Source organism: Comamonas sp. GB3 AK4-5 (genome assembly GCF_041320665.1).
In the GTDB taxonomy this organism is placed as follows: Bacteria; Pseudomonadota; Gammaproteobacteria; order Burkholderiales; family Burkholderiaceae_C; genus Comamonas.
Window position 1 is genome coordinate 2879567 of sequence record NZ_CP166730.1, and the last position, 23271, is coordinate 2902837.

Annotated in this window: 21 protein-coding genes; 9 read left to right on the forward strand and 12 right to left on the reverse strand. The window is 63.7% G+C overall.

Features of this window, described 5'->3' with window-relative positions:
• Nucleotides 1-7: 7 nt before the first annotated feature.
• From ACA027_RS12960 to ACA027_RS12975, 4 genes are all read right to left on the reverse strand, one after another.
• Nucleotides 8-1045, reverse strand: coding sequence for a DUF6166 domain-containing protein (locus ACA027_RS12960; RefSeq protein ID WP_370678639.1), 1038 nt, complete (start codon nucleotides 1043-1045; stop codon nucleotides 8-10).
• Nucleotides 1046-1139: 94 nt separating this feature from the next.
• A complete protein-coding gene (locus tag ACA027_RS12965; RefSeq protein ID WP_370678640.1) occupies nucleotides 1140-2315 on the reverse strand; it encodes an acetyl-CoA C-acyltransferase in 1176 nt (391 codons plus the stop codon).
• An 85-nt stretch (nucleotides 2316-2400) separates the two neighbouring features.
• Nucleotides 2401-4515, reverse strand: a complete 2115-nt coding sequence (locus tag ACA027_RS12970; RefSeq protein WP_370678641.1) for a 3-hydroxyacyl-CoA dehydrogenase NAD-binding domain-containing protein — start codon at nucleotides 4513-4515, stop codon at nucleotides 2401-2403.
• Between the two features lie 132 nt (nucleotides 4516-4647).
• A complete protein-coding gene (locus tag ACA027_RS12975; RefSeq protein WP_370678642.1) occupies nucleotides 4648-6165 on the reverse strand; it encodes a PLP-dependent aminotransferase family protein in 1518 nt (505 codons plus the stop codon).
• A gap of 106 nt (nucleotides 6166-6271) precedes the next feature.
• On the opposite strand from ACA027_RS12975, the gene ACA027_RS12980 reads away from it, so the two are divergent.
• Nucleotides 6272-6901 (forward strand): LysE family translocator, encoded by a 630-nt coding sequence (locus ACA027_RS12980; protein WP_370678643.1) that lies wholly within the window; start codon nucleotides 6272-6274, stop codon nucleotides 6899-6901.
• Between the two features lie 19 nt (nucleotides 6902-6920).
• On the opposite strand, the gene ACA027_RS12985 is transcribed toward ACA027_RS12980, so the two are convergent.
• The gene (locus ACA027_RS12985; RefSeq protein ID WP_370678644.1) at nucleotides 6921-8297 is read right to left on the reverse strand and encodes an MATE family efflux transporter; all 1377 of its coding nucleotides are present in this window, start codon (nucleotides 8295-8297) and stop codon (nucleotides 6921-6923) included.
• A complete protein-coding gene (locus ACA027_RS12990) occupies nucleotides 8294-8761 on the reverse strand; it encodes a MarR family winged helix-turn-helix transcriptional regulator (protein ID WP_370678645.1) in 468 nt (155 codons plus the stop codon). Before ACA027_RS12990 ends, ACA027_RS12985 begins: the two co-directional genes overlap by 4 nt.
• A 274-nt stretch (nucleotides 8762-9035) precedes the next feature.
• On the opposite strand from ACA027_RS12990, the gene ACA027_RS12995 reads away from it, so the two are divergent.
• Nucleotides 9036-9548: an N-acetyltransferase family protein gene (locus tag ACA027_RS12995; protein ID WP_370678646.1), complete on the forward strand. Its 513-nt coding sequence runs from the start codon at nucleotides 9036-9038 to the stop codon at nucleotides 9546-9548.
• 74 nt (nucleotides 9549-9622) lie between these two features.
• Here ACA027_RS12995 and ACA027_RS13000 read toward each other — a convergent pair whose 3' ends face one another.
• The 6 genes from ACA027_RS13000 to ACA027_RS13025 all read right to left on the reverse strand — a co-directional run bounded on the left by ACA027_RS13000 (nucleotide 9623) and on the right by ACA027_RS13025 (nucleotide 17045).
• Nucleotides 9623-10318, reverse strand: coding sequence for an ABC transporter ATP-binding protein (locus tag ACA027_RS13000; protein ID WP_370678647.1), 696 nt, complete (start codon nucleotides 10316-10318; stop codon nucleotides 9623-9625).
• Between the two features lie 352 nt (nucleotides 10319-10670).
• Entirely contained in the window at nucleotides 10671-11444 is a 774-nt protein-coding gene (locus ACA027_RS13005) for an ABC transporter ATP-binding protein (protein ID WP_370678648.1), read from the reverse strand.
• The gene (locus ACA027_RS13010; protein WP_370682580.1) at nucleotides 11441-12772 is read right to left on the reverse strand and encodes a branched-chain amino acid ABC transporter permease; all 1332 of its coding nucleotides are present in this window, start codon (nucleotides 12770-12772) and stop codon (nucleotides 11441-11443) included. The genes ACA027_RS13005 and ACA027_RS13010 overlap by 4 nt, the downstream gene beginning before the upstream one ends.
• 64 nt (nucleotides 12773-12836) lie before the next feature.
• Nucleotides 12837-13790, reverse strand: a complete 954-nt coding sequence (locus ACA027_RS13015) for a branched-chain amino acid ABC transporter permease (protein WP_370678649.1) — start codon at nucleotides 13788-13790, stop codon at nucleotides 12837-12839.
• 125 nt (nucleotides 13791-13915) lie between these two features.
• The gene (locus tag ACA027_RS13020; RefSeq protein WP_370678650.1) at nucleotides 13916-15151 is read right to left on the reverse strand and encodes a branched-chain amino acid ABC transporter substrate-binding protein; all 1236 of its coding nucleotides are present in this window, start codon (nucleotides 15149-15151) and stop codon (nucleotides 13916-13918) included.
• A 256-nt stretch (nucleotides 15152-15407) separates the two neighbouring features.
• Nucleotides 15408-17045, reverse strand: coding sequence for a 3-(methylthio)propionyl-CoA ligase (locus tag ACA027_RS13025; protein ID WP_370678651.1), 1638 nt, complete (start codon nucleotides 17043-17045; stop codon nucleotides 15408-15410).
• 274 nt (nucleotides 17046-17319) lie between these two features.
• On the opposite strand from ACA027_RS13025, the gene ACA027_RS13030 reads away from it, so the two are divergent.
• The 7 genes from ACA027_RS13030 to ACA027_RS13060 all read left to right on the forward strand — a co-directional run bounded on the left by ACA027_RS13030 (nucleotide 17320) and on the right by ACA027_RS13060 (nucleotide 23248).
• A complete protein-coding gene (locus ACA027_RS13030; RefSeq protein WP_370678652.1) occupies nucleotides 17320-18849 on the forward strand; it encodes a YdiU family protein in 1530 nt (509 codons plus the stop codon).
• On the forward strand, nucleotides 18846-19283 hold the full coding sequence (gene msrB, locus ACA027_RS13035) for a peptide-methionine (R)-S-oxide reductase MsrB (protein ID WP_370678653.1): 438 nt from the start codon (nucleotides 18846-18848) through the stop codon (nucleotides 19281-19283). The genes ACA027_RS13030 and msrB overlap by 4 nt, the downstream gene beginning before the upstream one ends.
• Nucleotides 19284-19438: 155 nt before the next feature.
• Nucleotides 19439-20065: an inner membrane-spanning protein YciB gene (locus tag ACA027_RS13040; protein ID WP_370678654.1), complete on the forward strand. Its 627-nt coding sequence runs from the start codon at nucleotides 19439-19441 to the stop codon at nucleotides 20063-20065.
• On the forward strand, nucleotides 20062-20331 hold the full coding sequence (locus ACA027_RS13045; RefSeq protein WP_370678655.1) for a BolA family protein: 270 nt from the start codon (nucleotides 20062-20064) through the stop codon (nucleotides 20329-20331). The genes ACA027_RS13040 and ACA027_RS13045 overlap by 4 nt, the downstream gene beginning before the upstream one ends.
• 75 nt (nucleotides 20332-20406) lie before the next feature.
• On the forward strand, nucleotides 20407-21192 hold the full coding sequence (locus tag ACA027_RS13050) for a peptidylprolyl isomerase (protein WP_370678656.1): 786 nt from the start codon (nucleotides 20407-20409) through the stop codon (nucleotides 21190-21192).
• A 141-nt stretch (nucleotides 21193-21333) separates the two neighbouring features.
• Entirely contained in the window at nucleotides 21334-21921 is a 588-nt protein-coding gene (locus ACA027_RS13055) for a hypothetical protein (protein WP_370678657.1), read from the forward strand.
• A 337-nt stretch (nucleotides 21922-22258) separates the two neighbouring features.
• Nucleotides 22259-23248 carry a TRAP transporter substrate-binding protein gene (locus tag ACA027_RS13060; RefSeq protein WP_370678658.1) on the forward strand — a complete coding sequence of 330 codons (990 nt, stop codon included), beginning with the start codon at nucleotides 22259-22261 and terminating at the stop codon, nucleotides 23246-23248.
• The last annotated feature ends 23 nt before the right edge of the window (nucleotides 23249-23271 follow it).

Below are 23271 nucleotides of genomic sequence, written 5' to 3' on the forward strand. Positions count from 1 at the left end.
CGTTGGTCTATGCCGGGCCTTGGGAAAGTATCTGGTCGAGGTTCGCGATACCACGCCTTTCATTCAATCGATGTAGTTCAGCCAAGATGCCTTCGCGGCTCAATTTTTTCTTTCTCTCCTGGCTGGTCTTCGAGCGGCTGCAAATTTTTTGAGTTTCAGAAATTGTTGGAATTAAACCTGCAAGCATGGCATGAATTAACTCAGAAGGGATGTCCCATTCAACTTCGCTGGGCAGCGCATCCAACAACCAGTCGACGATAAAGATAACATGCCTTCGATTTGGCACATCTCCGTCATAGACATGAGCGAGTAAAGACCAGGCAAGAAATTGTGGGCCCGATCCTCTATATCCCCACCTATAACCTCCTATAGAGCCGAACAGGTCTCGACGAGGCTCTAACAGTTCTTGATTTCCAGTTTCCGAATTCTCAGTAATACACACCGCCACCCCTTCGATCCAACGAAATAGGTAGCGGGTTGAATAACCATGGTTCCGACCTGCATTGATCGTATTAAAGAATACTGTTCGAACTAATTGATTTGTCCTGTGTGCTTTCGTCTCCAAAATCCCCTTCTCAATGGAGTCCAATATTAATTTCGCTGGTAGATTTTTGCAGCTCTCGTATTTTTCACCAGCTCCAATATAAAGCTTGTATGCGGCCTTCTCTTCATCAAAAGGAAGAGAATTTACGATATCTTCTGCGGTAAAGAAATAACTGTGCCTTTCCTCTTTATCGTCTAGCATGTGACAAAGTAGAAAAAAATGCTTTGCAGGATTTCCGTCTGACTCCGTACAATAGTGCTGCTTGACGTAGGCAGATGATCCAACTTGAAGGAATTTTGACTGTACGATTCCGAGAATAAATAACTCAGGCTTTCGAGAGTCCATCGACTCAAGCGAGTCAGATCGTATTTGAACCAGAAAATCTCCGCCCTCAATATCCACAGAGCGCCAGAGATACCAGAAACGACGACTGAGTAACTCACCAGTTGCTGCCTCTCCCTGGCGACCATGGAACTGCTGAATTTCACCTGGAATTGGCACCACTTTCCCTAAAAGGATTTTTCATTACTTCGAGTTTTCCAGCTATCGTCAGCCAGACTAAGGGTTAGTCTGGCTGACATTGGCCAGTACGCGATCACAACACCTCAAACACCCCCGCCGCCCCCATGCCACCGCCTATGCACATGGTCACGCAGACGCGCTTGGCACCGCGGCGCTTGCCCTCGATGAGGGCGTGGCCGGTGAGGCGCTGGCCGCTGACGCCATAGGGGTGGCCCAGGGCGATGGCACCGCCGTTGACGTTGAGGCGGTCGGCCGGAATGCCCAGCTTGTCGCGGCAGTAGAGCACCTGCACGGCAAAGGCTTCGTTCAGCTCCCACAGATCGATGTCGTTCACCGTGAGGCCCAGCTTTTTCAGCACCTTGGGTACGGCAAACACCGGGCCAATGCCCATTTCATCGGGCTCGCAGCCGGCCACGGCAAAGCCCAGAAAGCGGCCCAGGGGTTTGAGCCCCTTCTTGGATGCGTAGTCCTCGCTGGTCAGCACGCAGGCGCCGGCGCCGTCAGAAAACTGGCTGGCATTGCCGGCGGTGATCAGGCCGCCGGGCAGCGCGCTGCGCAGGCCTGCGATGCCCTCCTTGGTCGTGCCTTCGCGTGTGCCTTCGTCGCGGCTGACGGTGACTTGCTTGGTGATCAGCCCCAGGGCCTTGTCGGCCACGCCCATCACGGTGGTGATGGGGGCGATCTCGGCGTCAAACAGGCCGGCGGCCTGGGCGGCGCAGGCTTTTTGCTGGCTGCCGGCGCCATATTCGTCCATGGCGTCGCGGCCAATGCCGTAGCGCTGGGCCACCTGCTCGGCCGTTTGCAGCATGGACCAGTAGATCTCGGGCTTCATCTTCATCAGCGCCGGGTCTTGGGCCATGTGGCGGTTGGCCTCTTGCTGCACGCAGGAGATGGACTCCAGGCCACCGGCCACTTGCACATCGCTCTCGCCGGCGATGATGCGCTGGGCCGCCAGGGCAATGGATTGCAGGCCCGAGGAGCAAAAGCGGTTGAGGGTGAAGCCCGAGGTGGTGACGGGCAGGCCGGCGCGCACTGCGATCAGGCGGGCCACATTGCCGCCGGTGGTGCCTTCGGGCAGGGCCGTGCCCATGATGACGTCGTCCACATCGGCGGCATCAATGCCGGCGCGTTGCACGGCGTGCTGCACGGCATGGGCGCCCAGCGTGGCGCCATAGGTCATGTTGAAGGAACCCTTCCAGCTCTTGGCCAGAGGGGTGCGTGCGGTGGAGACAATCACGGCGGAAGTCATATGGCAATCCTTTGCGCAAGGGGCAGCGGGCCAGGCAGAGGCTGGCGCGCTGCGCGATCATTCGGAAATGGCGGGCAGCCCGTGTTCAAGAAAAAGACTTGCCTTCGGCAGCCAGGCGCGCCAGCAGCGGCGCGGGCTGCCAGAACTTGGCGTCGTCATGCGGGTTCTGCGCAAAGCGCTCCATGGCACGCACCACGTTGCCCAGGCCGGTTTCGCTGGCGTAGTGCATGGGGCCACCGCGGTAGATGGGAAAGCCATAGCCAGTCAGGTACACCATGTCGATGTCGCCCGACTTGCCGGCAATGCCGTCTTCCAGAATATGGGCTCCCTCGTTGACCAGGGCGTAGACCAGGCGCTGCACGATTTCTTCGTCAGCAATCTTGCGCGGCGTGATGCCCAGCTCCTTGCGGTGGTCCTCGATCATCTTGACCACCAGCGCCGAGGGAATGGCGTCGCGCTTGCCTGCCTGGTAGTCATACCAGCCGGCGCCGGTCTTCTGGCCAAAGCGACCCAGCTCGCAGAGCTTGTCTGCCGTGCGGCTGTACTTCATGTCGGCGCGTTCCACGGCGCGGCGCTTGCGGATGGCCCAGCCGATGTCGTTGCCGGCCAGGTCGCCCATGCGGAACGGGCCCATGGCAAAGCCGAACTTCTCGGCCGCCTTGTCCACCTGCTGGGGCGTGGCGCCTTCGTCCAGCAAAAAGCCGGCCTGGCGCGAGTACTGCTCGATCATGCGGTTGCCGATAAAGCCATCGCACACGCCGGAGACCACGGCGGTCTTTTTGATCTTCTTGGCGATCTGCATCACCGTGGCCAGCACGTCCTTGGCCGTGGCCTTGCCGCGCACCACTTCCAGCAGCTTCATCACGTTGGCGGGGCTGAAAAAATGCATGCCCACCACGTCCTGCGGGCGCTTGGTGAAGGCCGCGATCTTGTCCACGTCCAGCGTGGAGGTGTTGGAGGCCAGAATGGCGCCGGGCTTGGCCACGGCATCCAACTGCTTGAACACGGTTTCCTTGACGCCCAGCTCCTCGAACACAGCCTCGATGATGAGGTCGCAATCCTTCAGCGCGTCATAGCTCAGCGTGGTGGACAGCAGCGCCATGCGCTGGGCGTATTTGTCTTCCTTGAGCTTGCCTTTTTTGACCTGGGCCTCGTAGTTCTTCTTGATCGTGGCTACGCCACGGTCCAGCGCTTCCTGCTTGGTTTCCAGAATCGTCACCGGAATACCGGCGTTCAAGAAGTTCATGCTGATGCCGCCGCCCATGGTGCCGGCGCCAATCACCCCTATCTTTTGAATAGCACGCACCGCAGTATCGGCGGGCACGTCAGCGATCTTTGATGCTGCACGCTCGGCCATGAACAGATGGCGCAGCGCGCGGGACTCGGGCGTCCACATCAGGTTTACGAACAGCTCGCGCTCATACTGCAGGCCGTCGGCAATTTTGCGCTTGGTGGCGGCTTCCACCGCGTCCACGCATTTCAGCGGTGCAGGGTAGTTCTTGGCCATGCCACCCACCATGTTGCGGGCAAAGCCAAAGTAGGCATCACCCAGCGGGTGCTTACAGGGCAGGTTGCGCACCAGGGGCAGCGGCTCGTTGCCTGCGGCGTGGCGCTCGCCCACTTCCTGGGCCAGGGCCAGGGCCTCAGCAGCCAGGCTCTCGGCCGATGCGGCCAGCTTGTCGAACAGCTTTTGGCCCGGGGCCTGGGCCAGCAGCTCGCTTTTCACGGCTTCGCCGCTGACGATCATGTTCAACGCGGCTTCGGGGCCCAGCACGCGCGGCAGGCGCTGCGTGCCGCCGGCGCCGGGCAGCAGGCCCAGCTTCACCTCGGGCAGGGCCACGCTGGTACCGGGGGCAACGATGCGGTAGTGGCAGCCCAGGGCCAGCTCCAGACCACCGCCCATGCACACGCTGTGGATGGCGGCCACCACGGGCTTGTTGCATTGCTCCAGCGCCGCAATCACGCTGTGCAGATTGGGTTCCTGAATCGATTGCTCGGTGCCGAACTCCTTGATGTCGGCGCCGCCCGAAAAGGCCTTGCCCGCACCGGTGATGACGATGGCCTGCACGCTGGCATCGGCCTGGGCCTGCTTGAGGCCATTCACCACAGCGCGGCGGGTGCTCAGCCCCAGCCCGTTGACGGGGGGATTGTTGAGCGTGATCACGGCCACTGCACCGTGGACCTTGTATTCAGCCGTCATGCCTGTGTCTCCTGTTTTGGAATGGAATAAAACGGTCGTTCGTTTTCCATTCTAGGAAGATGGTTGCTGCAAGGCCATGGTGGCAGCCCCCCAATCTGACACGCATGGGACAGGCTGCGCGCTGGCGCGCTTTCAGCGCAGCTGTTTTTGCAGCCGCGCCATCAGCTCCCAGGGCGCGGCATGCTGGGCCAAAGGCACGGGAAGCCGCAGCATGCTGCCCGGCACCTGGCGCGGCGAGAACAGCACGCCCGGCGCCAGCAGCAGGCCTTGCTCGGCCGCGCGGCGCGCCAGCAATTCGGAGTCCATGCCGCAGTCCGCCCAGACAAACATGCCGGCCAGAGGCTCTTGCGGCACCTGCCAGCCCAGCGCCTCCACCCGGCGCAGGCATTGGGCGCGCGCCTTGTCCACGCGCTCGCGCAGGCGCTCCACATGGCGGCGGTACTGGCCTTCGCTCAGGATGCGGTGTACCACCATCTCGCCCAGTTGGGCCGAGGTCAAACCCGCCAGCAGCTTCAAGTCCAGCAGTTGCTCGATGCGCTCGGCCTGGGCGGCGATATAGCCCACGCGCAGGCCCCCGGCCAGGGTCTTGGAATAGCCGCCCACCAGCAGCACGCGCTGCAGCCGGTCCAGCGCGGCCAGGCGCGTGGGCTGGCCGGGGTGAAAGTCGGCATAGGTGTCGTCTTCCACCAGTAAAAAATCATATTGCTCGGCAACCTTCAGCATGGCATGGGCCACGCCGGCCGACAGCGTCTGCCCCGTGGGGTTGTGCACTGCCGTGTTCACGATGAACAAACGCGGCCGGTGCTGGGCCGCCAGCGCCGCCAGCGCGGCAATGTCCGGCCCGTCCGGGCCGCGCGGCACACCCACCAGTTGGGCGCCCAAGGCCTGCAAATGGCCAAAAATCAAAAACCAGGCCGGGTCTTCCACCAACACCACATCGCCGGGGCGCACCAGCAAGCGTGTAATCAAGTCCAAACCATGGGTCACACCGGCCACCGTCAGCAGATTGCGTTCCGGGTGCACCGGCACATCCTGGGCCTGCAAATGGGCCGCAATCTGCTGGCGCAGCGGCGCATAGCCCTGAGGCAGGCCATAGCCCGACAGGCTGAGCCCGGCCGAGCGGCCCACGCTGCGTATGGCGCCGGTGAGCATCTCTGGCTCCAGCCACTGGGGCGGCAGCAGGCCAGCGCTGCCGGAAGACTCGGGAGCTGCGCCCTGCTGGAACATGGTGCGCAGCAGATAAGGCGTGTCTATCGCTCTGTCGGTAGGCCGATCCACCGCCGCCGAGGTCTGGGCGGGAAACGGCGTCTCCAGCGCATCCACCTTGCGCAGCGCGCTCACAAAAAAGCCAGCACCGCGGCGGGAATGGATGAGCGACTGCGCGGCCAGCCTGTCATAGGCCTGGACCACGGTATCGCGGCTCACACCGCTGTCCTCGGCCAACTGGCGTACCGAGGGCAGGCGCATGCCGGCGCGCAGGCCATGGCTGCGCACCAGGCCTTCCACATGCAGCGCCAGTTGCTCCACCAGGGGCACACCGCTGCCGCGCAAGGGCTGCCAATGCCAGGGGGCACTACGGGAAGCACGCGGCGCGGGCTTGGCCTCGGCGCCTACCTTGGGCTCGGACTCTGGAAGCGAGGAAAGTGTCATGGCAAAACCAGCAGGCCAGTTGATGAAGTGACATGATGAAGTGTACTGCTACTGTACTGATTTTTAGCCGCACAATGGCCACACCCTCCTTGTTTTACACACCACCATGGACGCCCTGGCCCCCACTCTGACCGTCGCCACCCTTGTGCCACTGGCCATGTTCTCCTTTGTCAGCTCCATCACCCCGGGGCCCAACAATGTGATGCTCACCGCCTCGGGCGCCACCTTTGGCTTTCGCCGCACCCTGCCCCATTTGCTGGGCATCAGCCTGGGTTGCGCCTTGATGATGCTGCTGGTGGGCTCCGGCCTGGGCTCGGCCTTCAGCACCTGGCCCTGGCTGTACACCCTGCTGCAAATAGTGGGTGGCGCCTATCTGCTGTGGCTGACCTGGAAGATCGCCCACGCCACCGGCGTGCAGCAGGGCCAGGCCGGCAGCAAGCCGTTTTCTTTCTGGCAGGCGGCCGCCTTTCAATGGGTGAATCCCAAGGCCTGGCTGATGACGGTGGGCATCATCGCCGCCTACACCCCGCAGGACAGCTTTGTGGCGAACTTGCTGCTGGCAACGGTGGTGCTGACGCTCATCAACCTCCCCTGTATCAGCGTCTGGGCCTTGTTCGGCAGCGCCGTGGGCCGGCTGCTGCGCACGCCCCAGGCACTGCGCTGGTTCAACTACGGCATGGCGTTTTTGCTGCTGCTGTCGCTCTACCCCATGGCCAAAGAATTACTCGGCTACTGAGCAAGACCGTGCGGGGGCTTCAATCCCAGCGCGTGCGCCACACGGCCCAGACGGTTCCCAGGCCATAGACCAGCATGCCGGCCGTGACCACCCAAAACAGCGACTGTGCCGTGGCACCGGCCTGCTGGGTCAGCCAGGCGCCCAGGCCCGCCACCACGGCCAGGCGGGCCGTGCCAGCCACGATGGGCCCCAGAATGCGCCCCGAGCCCAGGGCCGCAAAATACAGCGCCAAGCCCATGCCGAAGAAGGCAAAGCCCGGCCCCGCAATGCGCAGGTAGAGATCGGCATGCGCCAGCACCTGGGCGTCGGTGGTGAAAATGCCCGACCACAGCCGCGGCCACGCCACCACCACGGCGCCAATCCCCGCCAGCGTGAGGGCGGCCACCCCGCCCGCGGCCCAGGCCACCTGCCGGGCGCGCTGCACCTGGCCTGCGCCCATGGCCATGCCCACCATGGGCACCGATGCCACGCCCACGCCAAAGGCAATGGGGATCAGCAAAAATTCCAACCGCTGGCCTATGCCATAGCCCGCCAGCGCCTGCGGACCCAGCCGGGCCACCAGGCCGGTCATGACCAGGGCCGTCAGCACGGACTGCAGCGGTGACAAGCAGGCCAGCGCCCCCACGCGCAGAATGTCGCGAAACATGGGCCAGGACAGGCGCACACCGCGCCAGGGAAGGCGCAACCGCTGCTGCCCCCACTGGAGGTAGGCCAGCAGCACCAGCACGCCCGCCCCCATGGCCAGCAGATTGCCGATGGCCACGCCCGTCATGCCCCAGCGCGGAAACGGCCCCAAACCCAGGCCCAGGGCGCCACCCACCATGATTTGCAACGCAGCCGTCACGAACACCACGGTGGAAGGCACGCGCATATTGCCGGTGCCGCGCACCACCGATGCCAGGGTGTTGCACAGCCACACCAGCATGGCCCCGCTGAACAGCACCTGGCCATAGTGGCTGGCCACGGTCAGCACCTCGCCCCGGCCGCCCAGCCAGGCAAAGAACACCGGCCCCAGCCACACCAGCAATGCGGCATAGACCAGGCCCGCGCCAATCCCTATGACCACGGCATGCAAGGCCAGCGTGCCGGCCCTGACCTGATCGCCCGCGCCCAGCGCCCGGCTGATGGCCGAGGACACGCCGCCGCCCATGGCGCCGTTGCTCATCATCTGCGTGAGCATGGCAAACGGAAACACCAGGGCCATGGCCGCCAGCGGCACCAGCCCCAGCTGGCCCACGTAATAGGTCTCCGCCACACCCACCAGCATGGCCATCACCATGGCCAGCACATTGGGAACCGAGAGTTTGAGCAGCGTGGGCAGAATGCGGCCCTGCAACAGCGGCGAGACTGCGGCGGCCCTGCCTCCAGAAGCTGCGGCGGGTATCACCGCGCTCATGCAACGCTCCCTTCCGCTGCGGCCTGCAGGCGCTCCAGCATCAGGTCCACCACCTGCTCCAGCTGGGCCACCACCTCCTCCCCACAGACCGCACGCACCTGCTGCTGGGCCTTGCGCCAGTACTGCAGTCCCTGGCGAAAAGCCTGTTCGCCCGCAGCGGTCACCACCACGCAGCGGCTGCGGCCATCACTACCTGCCACCACCTCCACCAGCCCCTGGCCTTGCAGCGTCTGCAGATTGCGCGTGAGCGTGGTGCGATCGGTGTGCAGCAGCTCGGCCAGGCGCGTGACCGTCAACGGCTTTTGGCCGGCCTTATGGGCCCGGCGGGCCTGGACCAGCACATTGAACTGCGTGCCGCGCAAGCCGCTAGGGGCCAACATATCGTCATAGAACTGCGACATCTTGCGCGACAGGCTGCGCGCCGTGAAGCTGGTGCAGCGTGCATCGGGGGAACGTGGGGGCATGCGGGGTCTCCAGTGGCCACCTCGGCGCGCACAGGGCGGCAGCGGGCAGCTTGTTCTAGGAATACGTGTAGCTACACGCTATTCGAGCAGTGTAGTTACACGTATTGCATCGCGCTGTCCTGCACGCGACGCGGGGCAGGCGCCTGGCCATATCCGGGCCATATACAGGGCATATCCAGGCCTCTCAGTGCGACATAGGGCATGGCGCCAGCAGGCGCCGCCTGCGCCGGCCACCATTGCCGGTTCTTTGTTTGTCAGGTCTCCCGCTTTTTGCATGCACACCATCCGCCGCCTTGCCCCTGCCGACATGCCCGCTTTTCGCCAGCTGCGCCTGGCGGCCTTGCTGGATTCACCCACCGCCTTCAGCGCCACGGTGGACAGCGAGCAAAGCCTGAGCAACGAGCAGGTGCTGGCCCGCATGGATGGCCCTTCACACAGCGGCGTCTGGGGTGCCTGGAACGCCGCCCAGGTGCTGGTGGGTTGCGTAGGCCTGCTGCACCTGCCCCAGGCCAAGCTGCAGCACAAGGCTGCGCTGTACTCGGTCTATGTAGCACCCTGCGCACGAGGCCTTGGCCTGGGCAGGCGAATGCTCAAGGCCGTCATTGCCCACACCCGTGTGCTGACCAGCCTGCGCCAGCTGACCCTGGGCGTGACGGCTGGCAATATGGCCGCGCTGCGGCTCTACCAGTCGCTGGGCTTTACCGAATATGGCTGCGAACCCAGCGCGCTGTGCGTGGAAGGCCGCTGCCATGACGAAATCCTGATGCAGCTGCGTTTGCGCGACTGAGCCCGGCGCATCACCTCAAACCGCTGCGCCCCACACCAGGGTGGCGCAGCAGGCAGCGCAGAAGGTGTTTTGCCTCACACCTCCAACCATTCCTGGCGCACGCGCTCGTTGTCCAGCAGCTGCGCAGGCGTGCCGTCGTAGACGATGGCGCCATGGCCCATGACCAGGGCCCGGTCGGAGATGCGCAGCGCAATGGTGAGCTTTTGCTCGATCAGCAGCACCGACACCCCGCGCTCGCGCAGCCGGGCCAAGTAGTCGCCCACCAGCTCCACGATCTGGGGGGCCAGGCCTTCGGTGGGCTCGTCGATCAGCACCAGGTCCGGGTCCCCCATCAGCGTGCGGCACAGCGTCAGCATCTGCTGCTCGCCACCGGACATCACGCCCGCCTCGGTGTGCTGGCGCTCCTTGAGACGCGGGAACATGGCGTACATATCGTCCAGGCTCCAGCGGCTGCCCTTGCCCTTGCCTTTTTGGCCCAAGAGCAGGTTTTGCTGCACCGTCAGATTGGGAAACACATCCCGGCTCTCGGGCACATAGCCCAGGCCCAGCTGGGCAATCTCATAGGTCTTGCGCCCCGTCAGCGGCTGGCCCTTCCAGGTGATAGCGCCCTGCCAATCCACCAGCCCCATGATGGCCTTGGCCGTGGTGCTGCGCCCCGAACCGTTGCGGCCCAGCAGCGCCACGATTTCGCCCGGAGCGACCTGGAAATTCACGCCATGCAGCACATGGCTCTTACCGTAATAAGCGTGCAATTGCTCAATCTTCAGCATTTCAAATCACCCATTCCTATGATGTGCTGCTTCGTTTTGAGGCGCCCATACAGCGCTTCATGCTTTGTTGCTGGCCCTTGCCGTACCAAAGTACTGTCTGCGGGCCAGCGTCGCGCCTGAAGCGCTGTATGGGCGTTGTGGAGGTCAAACGAAGCCCCGCTGTGCTGCGCACGCTCGCTCCGGCCGACATGAAAGCAACCCGAAATTTCCCGGTCTTCCACAGCGGCATGCAGTGCCCCATTCGCCAGGACACCGCGCAAGGGCCGCCCCGCAGCGCCGGTGTCGTCCCCCTCCCGCGCGTAGCGCGAAGAGAGGGGGGAAGGCGCGCAGCGCCTCAGGGGGAGCATCAAATTCAGGGGGTGGCCCCCAGATACGCGGCCTGCACGCGCGGATCTGCCCGCACCCGCTCCGGCGTATCAAAGGCAATCACCTCGCCATAGACCACCACGGCAATGCGATCGGCCAGGCCAAACACCACGCCCATGTCATGCTCCACCGTCAGCAGCGTGCGGCCCTGGGTGACTTCGCGGATCAGCTCGATGAAGCGGCCGGTTTCGCTGCGGCTCATGCCGGCCGTGGGCTCGTCCAGCAGGATCACGCTGGCGCCTCCGCCAATGGTGATGCCGATTTCCAGCGCCCGCTGCTCGGCATAGGTCAGGTTGGTGGCCAGGGTGTCGCGGCGGCGCTCCAGCCGCAGCTGAACCAGCAACTGCTCGGCGCGGGCATTCACGTCCTGCATGCCCGACAGAAAGCGCAGAAAGTTGTAGCGCCAGCCCATGCTCCACAGCACGCTGCAGCGCAGGTTCTCGAACACGCTGAGCTTGGGGAAGATGTTGGTGATCTGAAAGCTGCGCGACAGACCGGCGCGGTTGATGGCAAACGGGGGCTTGCCGTCGATGCGCTGGCCATGCAGATAGATCTCACCGCTGCTGGGCGCAAACCGCCCGCTGATGAGGTTGAACAAGGTGCTCTTGCCCGCACCATTGGGGCCGATCACGGCCACGCGCTCGCCCGGGCGCACGGCCAGTTGGGCGCCACAGATGATCTCGGCCTTGCCAAAGCGCTTGCGCACATCGCGCAGCTCCAGCGCGTAGTTGCCGGCCTGGGTGGCGGTGTGCTGTGTCATACGCCCTCCCGCTGAATGATTTGTTCGATGTCGTCCTGCGCCTGCTCCCAGTCGCGCACAAACTGGCGGCGCACCAGCTCAAACAGAAACAGCCCGGTGAGCAGCAAGCCGCCCGCACCCAGCCAGCTGGCGGGCTTGCGCACATCCAGCACCATGCCGGCAAAGCGCAGGCTGTCGCCCAAGGCGGCATTGAGCTGCAGGTGGTAGACCATCTCGATCATGGCGGCCGCCCCCAGCAAGGCCGTCAAGGCCGTGCCCGCCAGCGCCAGATAGGCCGGCGCAATGCGCCCCAGCCTGCCGTACCTGGCCAGGCGAAAATTCATCATGATGAGACTGGCAATGCCGCCCGGGGCATACATCACCATGAAGAGGAACACCAGGCCCAGGTACAGCATCCAGGCCTTGGTCAGCTCGGACATGAGCACCATGGCCAGCACCATCAGCACGGCACCGATGATGGGGCCAAAGAAGAAGGTGGCCCCGCCCAGAAAGGTGAACAGCAGATAGGCTCCCGAGCGCAACATGCTCACGCTGTCGGCGGCGGTGACGATCTCGAAATTGATGGCCGCCAGCCCGCCCCCCACACCGGCAAAAAATCCGGCAATCACAAAGCCCATATAGCGCACGCGCTGGGGGTTGTAGCCCACAAAGGCCACGCGCTCGGGGTTGTCGCGCACGGCGTTGAGCATGCGGCCCAGCGGCGTGCCGGTGAAGGCAAACATGGCGGCCGTGCAGACCAGGCAGTAGGCGGCAATGAGGTAGTACACCTCGATGGCCGGGCCAAAGGTAATGCCCAGCAGCGGCGTTCCGTAGACGCGGTCGGTGGTGATGCCGCCCTCGCCGCCAAAGAAGCCCGGGAACATCAGCGCCATGGCCGCCACCAGCTCGCCCATGCCCAGGGTGATCATGGCAAAGGTGGTGCCGCTTTTGCGCGTGGTGACCCAACCCAGCAGCGCGGCAAAGAACATGCCGGCCAGGCCGCCCACCACGGGAATCAGCGGCAGCGCAATGGGCCAGCCGTCCTGGCTGGCCAGGTTCATGGCGTGGATGGCCACAAAGGCCCCCAGACCGGTGTAGACCGCATGCCCGAAGCTGAGCATGCCGCCCTGGCCCAGCAAGATGTTGTAGGACAGGCAAATGATGATGGCATAGCCCATCTGGCTGAGCAGGGTCAGCGCCAGGCTGCTGCTGAACACCAGAGGTGCCACCACCAGCAGCAGGGCAAACAGGCTCCAGACCAGGATGCGGCCTATGTTCAAGGGGCGAAATCGGTAGACAGCGCCGTCCCCATAAGCTGCGGCAGCTATCGCTTGAGGCGCATGTGACATGGTGGAAGCAGCAGGGTTCACGGCAGAGATGGCGGAGGAAGTGGGAGTGGATCGCTGCATGGTCTCAGTCCTCCCGCGTGCCCAGCAGGCCCTTGGGGCGGAAGATCAGCATCAGCACCAGGAACAGATAGGGCAATATGGGCGCCACCTGGGCCACGGTGAGGCTGAGCACCGGCCAGCCAAAGCTCTCGGGGGTGGCGGGCAAGCCCACCGCAGCCAGCAGGTCGGCCCCCGACCAGTCAATGGCCACGGCAAAGGTCTGCACCACGCCGATCAGGAGCGAGGCCAGAAAGGCCCCGGCCAGAGAGCCCAGGCCGCCCACCACCACCACCACAAAAATGATGGAGCCCACCGACATGGCCATGGCCGGCTCGGTGATGTAGGTGTTGCCACCGATCACCCCCGCCAGCCCGGCCAGTGCGCAGCCACCGCCAAACACCAGCATGAACACGCGCGGCACGTTGTGGCCCAGGGCCTCCACCATCTGCGGCTGCTTGAGCGCGGCCTGAATCACCATGCCGATGCGGGTGCGCGTCAGCAGCAGCCACACGGCCGCCAGCATGCACAGCGCCACCAGCATCACAAAGGAGCGTGACTTGGGAAACTGCGTGCCATACAGCGTAAAAAGCGGCCCCTGCAACTGCGGCGGCAGGCCATAGGGCACGGTGCCCCGGCCCCAGAGCAGCTGCACCACTTCCAGCACCAGGTAGGACAGGCCAAAGGTGACCAGCAGCTCCGGCACATGGCCGAACTGGTGCACCCGGCGCAGGCACAGCCGCTCGAACAGCGCGCCCAAGGCGCCCACCAGCAGCGGCGCAATGAACAGCGCCGGCCAAAAGCCGATGAGGCCCGAGAGCGTGTAGGCGAAATAGGCACCCAGCATGTAAAAGCTGGTGTGGGCGAAGTTCAGCACACCCATCATGCTGAAGATCAGCGTCAGGCCCGAGCTGAGCATGAACAGCAGCAAGCCGTAGCTCACGCCATTCAACAAGGAGATGGTGAAAAATTCCAGACTCATGACATCCAGTGGCCCGCGCCCGCTTGTGATTCACCGGCCCCCAGGAGCCGGTGTTGCCATGGACACAGCAGCCATTGCGGACTGCCGCGCCCCCGAGAAACCGCGCCCCATGGCGAGGGCGGTTGTCAGCTCGGCCGCTTCATCTGGCAGGACGTGGGCGTGCTGGCCACATAGGGCTCGAAATACTTCACCGGCGCAAAGGTGTAGCCGGTGTTTTCCGAGTCTATAGCGTATTTGCCCCCGGCTTTTTCCCAGCGGGTGATGAACAGCCCCTGCTGCAGCTGGTGGTCGGTTTTGCGCATTTCCACCTCGCCGTTGAAGCTGTTGAACTTCATGCCCTCCATCACGGCTGCCACCTTCACCGGCTCGGTGCTCTTGGCGCGGGCCATGGCCTCGCTGAGCATGGCAAAGCCGTGGTAGACGGAGGCGGTGTACATGTCCTCGTTGAATCGGGCCTTGAAGTCCTTGACGATCTTGTTGATCGGGCCTTCGACGTTCAGGTGGCCATAGCCCACCATATACACCTTGCCCGCAGCGGCCGCCCCCATGGCCGTGGGCGCGCCGGTGGCAACGCCGTAGTAGGTGTAGAACTTGACGTTGTTCAGCCCGGCGTCGTTGGCGGCCTTGATGAGCAGGGCCAGGTCCGAGCCCCAGTTGCCGGTGATGACGCTGTCCGCCCCCGACTGCTTGATCTTGGCGATATAGGGCGAGAAGTCACGCACCTGGGCCAGCGGCGCCATGTCGTCACCCACGATTTCCACATCCGGGCGCTTGCGCTTGAGCATCTCCTTGGCGTATTTGCTCACCTGGTGGCCGTGGGCATAGTTCTGGTTGATGAGGTAGACCTTTTTCACCTCGGCCTGGTCTTTGAGGTAGGTGGTCAGCGCCTCCATCTTCATGGAGGTGTCGGCATCCAGGCGGAAATGCCAGTAGCTGCATTTGCTGTTGGTGAGGTCGGGGTCCACGGCCGCGTAGTTCAGGTAGAGCACCTCCTTGCCCTTGTTGCGGGCGTTGTGCTTTTCCAGCGCGTCGATGATGGCCAGCGCCGGGCCCGAGCCATTGCCCTGCACCACATAGCGCACGCCCTGGTCCATGGCCGAGCGCAGTGCGCTGGCGGTCTCTTGCGGACTGAGCTTGTTGTCGATGGCGATGATTTCGAACTTCACACCGGCCGCATTCTTCTTGCTGAATTCCTCGGCCAGGAACTGCCAGCTCTTCATCTGGTTGCTGCCCAACGCCGCCATCAGGCCCGACAACGGGTCCAGCCAGGCGATCTTGACGGTCTCGCCCTGCTGGGCTGCAGCGCTGGCGGCAGCGGCCAGGGTCAGGGTGGCAAACGTGGTCTTCAACACAAACTGCATGTGGGTCTCCTGGGTGGACTGCGCGGAATGGACAAAGTGGTTTCAACCCGAAACAGACCCAAGCCTAGCCCCCCACATGCGGCCTGCATCCTGGGACTTCTACGGCAGGGAATGCCCCTTGTACCTTGCAGAAAAAAAGAGCACTCCCTGCAGATACCGCCAGGGTTTCAAGGCAGCTCCTGCCTGAAACCCCGCGCTTATCCGCACAGAGTGCTCTCGTTTTTCAAGGGCTGCGCCCGCTGCGCAGCCCAGGGGATTACAGCCCCGGCAGCTGGTAACCCGTCAGTTGCTCGCGCAGCCGGGTCTTGAGCATCTTGCCCGTGGCACCCAGGGGAATGGCGTCGACAAACACCACGTCGTCGGGGATTTGCCACTTGGCCGTCTTGCCCTCGAAGAAGGCCAGGATCTCCTCGCGCGAGACCTCGGCGCCGGCCTTTTTGGCCACCGCCACGATGGGGCGTTCATCCCATTTGGGATGGGGCATGCCAATGCAGGCCGCCATGGCCACGGCGGGGTGGCCCATGGCGATGTTCTCGATGTCGATGGAGCTGATCCACTCGCCGCCGGACTTGATCACGTCCTTGGTGCGGTCGGTGATCTGCATATAGCCATCGGGGTCTATGGTGGCCACGTCGCCCGTGGGGAACCAGCCCAGGCCCTCCTCGTCTTTCACCAGAGGGCTGCTGCCCTTGTAGTAGCTGTCCAGAATCCAGGGGCCGCGCACCAGCAGGTCGCCATAGGCCTTGCCGTCCCAGGGTTGGTCCTTGCCATCATGGTCAACGATGCGCATGTCCACGCCAAAAATCGGGCGGCCCTGTTTTTGCAGAATCTTGCGCTGCTGCTCCTTGGGCAGGGCCAAGTGCTTGTTCTTGAGCGTGCCCAGGGTGCCCAATGGGCTCATCTCGGTCATACCCCAGGCGTGCAGCACACGCACGCCATAGGTGTCTTCAAAGGCGTCGATCATGGCCGGCGGGCAGGCCGAGCCACCAATCACCGTGCGGTTGAGCTTGCTGAACTTCAGGCCGCCCTGCTGCATATGGGTCAGCAGCATCTGCCACACCGTGGGCACACCGGCGGCAAAGGTCACGCCCTCGGCCTCGATCAGCTCGTACAGCGATTTGCCATCCAGGGCCGGGCCGGGGAAGACCACCTTGGCACCGGTGAGCGCGGCCGAGTACGGCAGGCCCCAGGCGTTGACGTGGAACATGGGCACCACGGGCAGTACGGCGTCGCGCGCGGACAGGTTCATCACATCGGGCAGGGCCGCGCCATAGGCATGCAGCACGCTGGAGCGGTGGCTGTACAGCGCCGCCTTGGGGTTGCCCGTGGTGCCGCTGGTGTAGCACATGCTGGACGCCGTGTTCTCGTCCAGCTGCGGCCAGCGGTAATGCTTGGACTGGGAGCCAATCCAGGCCTCGTAGCTGACCAGGCCGGGAATGCCGCTGTCGGCTGGCAATTTGTCGGCATCGCACAGCGCCACCCAGTGCCGCACCATGGGGCAATGCGTGTGCACGGCCTGGATGATGGGCAAGAACGTCATGTCAAAGCACAGCACCTGGTCTTCGGCATGGTTGACGATCCAGGCGATCTGCTCGGGGTGCAGGCGCGGGTTGACGGTGTGCAGCACCCGGCCCGAGCCGCTGACGCCGAAATACATCTCCATGTGGCGGTAGCCGTTCCAGGCCAGGCTGGCCACACGGTCGCCATGGGCCAGCTTCAGGCCGTCCAGTGCGTTGGCCAGCTGCTTGGCGCGGGCCGTCAAATCACGGTAGGTATAGCGGTGGATGTCACCTTCCACGCGGCGCGAGACGATTTCTGCGTCGCCATGGAAACGGTTGGCGAATTCGATCAGCGAAGAGATCAGCAGCTGCTGGTCCTGCATCAAACCTTGCATACGGGGTGTACTCCTTGGGTCCGGTCGTCCGGTGTTTATGGCTTTTTCTTGCGAAGACATGGTAGCCCAGGCCGCATTGGGCGACTTTCCGTGCTTTCCAGCATGCATGCCTGACACCTGGGTGACGCATGTCTTACCCATCTCTGTGTGAAGCATTTGGTACAGATGCAGATACAGATGCAGGTGTAGCTACATGCGCGGCGCTGTGGCCCTGCACTGCTCCGGGCTTGCCCCGCCCCCTGCAAGGACAAGGCCAAGCTCCAACAATGGCCCCATGCATGCTTCTTCTTCGCCGTCTGCTGTCCCATCTGCCTGGCAGCCTTCCTGGCACAGCAACGGCTTTGCCAGCCTGGGCCCTGCCTTTCTGACCCGGTTGCAGCCCACGCCCCTGCCCCAGGCACAGCTGCTCACCCACAGCCCCGATCTGGCCGCGCAGCTGGGCATTCCTGCGGCCTGGCTGGCCAGTGATGCCGCCGCCCAGATGCTGACGGGCAACCAGTTGCTGCCCGGCAGCCAGCCCTATGCCAGCGTCTACAGCGGCCACCAATTTGGCGTCTGGGCCGGCCAGCTGGGTGACGGCCGCGCCATCATGCTGGGCGAGCTCCAGGATGGCAGTGACCCCGCTCAGGGCTGGGAGCTGCAGCTCAAGGGCGCAGGCCCCACGCCCTATTCGCGCCGGGGCGACGGCCGCGCTGTGCTGCGCTCCTCCATCCGCGAGTTTCTGTGCAGCGAGGCCATGCACGCCCTGGGCATTCCCACCACGCGGGCGCTCAGCCTCACATCCAGCCCGGCGCCGGTCTACCGCGAGGAGGTGGAAACCGCAGCCGTGGTCTGCCGCGCCGCGCCCAGCCTGATCCGCTTTGGCCATTTCGAGCATTTCGCCGCGCGTGACCAGCAGGCCGAGCTACGCCAGCTAGCCGATTACGTCATCGACCGCTACTACCCCGACTGCCGCAACGCAGGCACCCAGAGCAGAGGCAGCCCCTACGCCGCCCTGCTGCGCGCCGTGGCCGAGCGCACGGCCGAGATGCTGGCCCATTGGCAGGCCGTGGGCTTTTGCCACGGGGTGATGAACAGCGACAACATGTCCATCCTGGGCCTGACCATCGACTACGGCCCCTTCCAGTTTCTGGATGGCTTCAACCCCGGTCATATCTGCAACCACAGCGACACCCAGGGCCGCTACGCCTTTGGCCAGCAGCCGCAGATTGCCTACTGGAATCTGTTCTGCCTGGGCCAGGCCCTGCACCCTCTGATTGGCGAGGAAGACGCCACCGTGGCCGCCATCGAGGCCTACCGCCCCCACTTCAGCCAGGCCTTTGCCGCGCTGATGCGCCGCAAGCTGGGCCTGCCGGCGCTGGCGGCAAATTCGGACGAGAGCGCCGACCCGGCCACCGCCGTGGTGGGCCAGTTGCTGCAGCTGCTGGCCAGCGAGCGTGTGGACTACACCATCTTCTGGACCCGCTTGAGCGAGGCCGCAGCCAGCGCCAGCTACGATGCGGTGCAAGACCTGTTTGTGGATCACAGCGCCTGGCAGCGCTGGCTGCTCTCGTATCAGGAGCTTCTGCAGCGCCTGGGTGCTGCGCCAGACGCTGATTTGATGCAAAAATCCAACCCGCGCTTTGTGCTGCGCAACCACCTGGGCGAGCAAGTCATACGCGCCGCCCAGGCCGGCGATGCACAACCGCTGCGCCAGTTGCAGACCGTGCTCGCCACTCCTTACGACGCCCACCCGGCCCACAGCGACTGGGCGGGCTTTCCGCCCGACTGGGCTGCCTCCATCTCCATCAGTTGCTCCTCATGACCTACCCCATCCAGAAGACCGCTGCCGAATGGCAGGCCCTGCTGCAAGCCAAAAAGGCCGAGGCCGTGGCCTACGAGGTCACGCGCCATGCCGCCACCGAGCGCGCTTTTACCGGCAAGTACGAGCAGCATTGGGCCGACGGCAGCTACCACTGCATGTGCTGCGGCGCCAAGCTTTTTGATTCCGCCACCAAGTTCGACGCCGGCTGTGGCTGGCCCAGCTTCCACCAGGCCGAACCCGAGGCCATCACCGAAATCGTGGACCGCAGCCACGGCATGGTGCGCGTGGAAACCGTGTGCAGCCGCTGCGGCGCCCACCTGGGCCATGTGTTTGAAGATGGCCCCCAACCCACCGGCCTGCGCTATTGCATGAACTCCGCTTCTCTGGAATTCCTGGATGACAGCGAGCTGCCTCCCGAGCTGAAGCAAGGCTGAAGCCTGCCCCGCCCCGCCCTGCCCTGCCCACACCAAGCCAGCCATTGCAGCGCCGGCAAATCCCCGTCACGCATGAGACATGGCTGCAGGGCTTTTGGACTGTGGCATGCTGCAGTGTTTTGTAATGTGCCCCTCTGGCGCTCCCGCATCGTTTCATGAAACTGCTGCTCGACTTCTTCCCCATCATCCTGTTCTTTGTGGCCTTCAAGGTCTGGGGCATTTACACGGCCACGGCCGTGGCCATCGTAGCCACCGTGCTGCAGATCGGCTATTTGCGCTTCAAGACCGGCAAGGTCGAACCCATGCAATGGATCAGCCTGGGCGTGATCGTCTTATTCGGCGGATCTACGCTGCTGACGCACAGCGAAGCTGTCATTCAATGGGTGTCGCAATATGACGCGGCGACAGCAGAAACGCTGCACAGAAACAGTGAAAACTTCATCAAATGGAAGCCCACGGTGCTGTACTGGCTCATGGGCGGCGCACTGTTGGTGGGCCAGCTGTTCTTCAAGAAGAACTTCATCAAAAGCCTGATGGGCGCGCAAATGCAGCTGCCCGACGCAGCCTGGCGCGGCATGTGCTGGAGCTGGACCGGCTTCTTCGCCGCCATGGGCGTGCTCAATCTGTGGGTGGCCTATAACTTCGACACCGACACCTGGGTCAACTTCAAGCTGTTTGGCGGCATGGGGCTGATGCTGGTCTTTGTGCTGGGCCAGGCCCTTTATCTGAGCCGCCACATGAAGGACGCGACCTCCGACTCCAAGCAGGATCCGCAGCCATGAGCGCCCCGTCCTTTACCACCGCAGCGCTGGAGCAGCGCCTGCGCCAGCACCTGACGCCCACGCAGTTGGAAGTCATCGATGAAAGCCACCAGCATGCCGGCCACGCCGGCGCCAATGGCACGGGCTTTGGCACGCATTTTCGGGTGCGCATTGCCAGCCCGCTGTTTGATGGCAAGAGCCGCGTGACACGCCATAGGCTTGTGTATGATTCCCTGCAAGACTTGATGGACCAGGGCCTGCATGCCCTGGCCATCGAAGTGTTGTAGTTGCCGGCATTTCACCCTCCAAGCCCCGCTGCGCTGCCGGCCGGCGGGCTCATTTTTTTCCTTTGTGGAACCCGCATGAAAAAACAGCTCTTGTCCAGTCTTGTGACCGCGGCCCTGTTGGGCACGATGGCCTTTTCGGCATCGGCCCAGAACCTGGCCGTCGTCAACGGCAAGCCTGTGCCCAAGGAGCGCGCCGAAGTGCTCAAGCAGCAGCTGGAACGCTCCGGCCGCCCGGTGCCCGCCGAAATGGAAGACCAGATCAAGGATGAAGTGATCGCCCGCGAAATCTTCATGCAAGAAGCCAACCGCCGTGGCCTGGCTGCTTCGCCCGAGTACCGCCAGCAGATGGAACTGGCCCGCGAGACGATTCTGATCCGCGAGCTGTTCACCGACTTCCAGAAGAAGAACCCCGTCACCGACGCCGACATCAAGGCCGAGTACGACAAGTTCGCCTCTGCCAGCGAAGCCAAGGAATTCCACGCCGCCCACATCCTGGTGGAGTCGGAAGACCGCGCCAAGGCCATCATTGCCGAAGTCAAGGGCGGCAAGAAGTTTGAAGACATCGCCAAGAAGGAGTCCAAGGACCCCGGATCCGGCGCCCAAGGCGGCGACCTGGGCTGGGCCAATGCCTCCACTTATGTGCCCGAGTTCAACGAAGCCATGGTCAAGCTGGACAAGGGCCAGATGACCGATGCGCCGGTCAAGAGCCAGTTTGGCTGGCATGTGATCCGCGTGCTGGAAACCCGCCAGGCCCAGCTACCTGCGCTGGAAGAGGTCAAGCCCCAGATCGCCCAGCAACTGGAACAGCAAAAGCTGATGAAGTTCCAGGACGATCTGCGCGCCAAGGCCAAGATCCAGTAAGCAAGACTTCTTGCTCGCACAAAAACGCGGCCATGGTGCCGCGTTTTCTTTTGCCGCATTTTTTTGCCACGTTTGTGATGGGCTCCACGCAGCCGGCCCAACGGCGGCCCTGGCCGCCGCGCAGCTTTCTAGCATGCAGGCATGCGCACCACCCTCACCGCCTTGCTGGCCCTGCTGGTCCATGTCTTGCCGCTGCAGGCACAGGGGCAGACGATTTACCGCTGCGGCAACAGCTACTCCCAAACGCCTTGCGCCGGCGGCCATGCCGTGGACGATGTGCTCAGCACCTTGCATGGCAGCACCCAGGCCGCACCGGGCCAGGCCACGGTTTATCTGTGCCAGGGCCAGGGCGGCGGCCAGTTCTGGTCACACGCGCATTGCGCCCAGCACCAGGCGCTGATCGAGCGCATGGAAACCGTGCCCGCCAGCCTGCCCTGGCCACAACAGGTGCAGCAGGCCCAGCGCCAATGGGAGCAAGCCCTCAAGCTGACCGCCACCGCCACGCCAGGGCCGCACCCCGGCAGCCGGCGCGGCAGCGAAGCGGCCCATGCCAGCCGCGTGGCCCAGCAGTCCAGCCAGCGTGAAACCCGCCACGCTGCGGCCTGCAGCAAGCTCCAGGCCCGCATGGCGCAGCTGGACAGCCAGACCGCGAGCAGCGCCGCCAGCCAGGACAGGCAACGCAAGGCACGCCGCAAGGCGGAGGATGCCTACCGCCAACAAGGCTGCTAGAGCCGCTCACACAAGCCTCGATACGTCGTTGCTCAGCCTTGTCGTACCTCTGTACCTCTGTACCTCTGTACCTCTGTACCTCTGTACCTCTGTACCTCTGTACCTCTGTACCTCTGTACCTCTGTACCTCTGTACTGCCAGCGGCCTCACGCCTCGTCTCGACCGCAAACCTACGGTTTACTGGCTCATGGGAGCGGCTCTAAAACGCACTGCACCTGCCGTGTTCTGCCCTGCGGAGCAACCCGCGATTGCACTGACAAGGGCATTCCCCACTCGCGCATGCCATGCGCCTCTCCAGAATGGGGCTCCACCTGTTGAGGCTTTCTCTGGAGACACCATGCAGCTTTCGAAGATCACCTGGTGCGTTTGTTTGAGCCTGGGCTTTGGCCTCGGCCTGATGGCCACCAGCGGCGCACAGGCGCAGACCACGATGCGCATCAGCATCTCGGTGGCGCAGAACTCCCACCAGGGTGTGGCCATAGACACTTTTGCCAAGGAGGTGGAGCAGCGCACGGGTGGACGCTACAAGGTGCAGACCTTCTACAACGGCTCTCTGGGCGGCGAGCGTGAATCCATAGAGGCGGTGCAGCTGGGCACCCAGGAGCTGGCCTTCAGCTCCAGCGGCCCGGTGCCCAATTTCGTGCCCGAAACCAAGATCCTGGACGTGCCCTTTCTGTTCCGCGACAAGACCCATGCCCGCGCCGTGCTCGACGGCCCCATAGGCCAGGAGTTGCTGGCCAAGTTCGACAGCAAGGGCTTCAAGGCCCTGGCCTGGGCCGAGAACGGCTTCCGCCATGTCACCAACAGCAAGCGGGCGGTGAACACGCCCGAAGACCTCAAGGGCCTGAAGCTGCGCACCATGGAGAACCCGGTGCACATCCAGGCCTACAAGGCCCTGGGCATCATCACCACGCCCATGGCCTTTCCCGAGGTGTTCACCGCCCTGCAGCAGGGCACGGTGGATGGCCAGGAAAACCCCCTGCCCGTCATCACCTCGGCCAAGTTCGACCAAGTGCAAAAATACCTGTCGCTGACCGGCCATGTCTACTCGCCCTGCATTCTGGTGATGAACAAGGCCAGCTTCGACAAGCTCAGCGCGGCCGACAAGCAGGCTTTTGCCGAAGCCGCCAAAGTGGCCACCAAGGCCAACCGCGCCCGCGTGGACGAGGATGACGCCAAGGGCGTGGCCGAGTTGCGCGCCAAGGGTATGCAAGTGGTGGAGAACGTGGACAAGGCCAAGTTTGTGGCCGTGCTGGCCAAGACCAATGCCGAGTTTGAAAAGCAGTTCGGCAAGGCCAATATGGACCGCATCCGCGACTACAAGTGAGGACTGATGGCGGGGCACGGGGT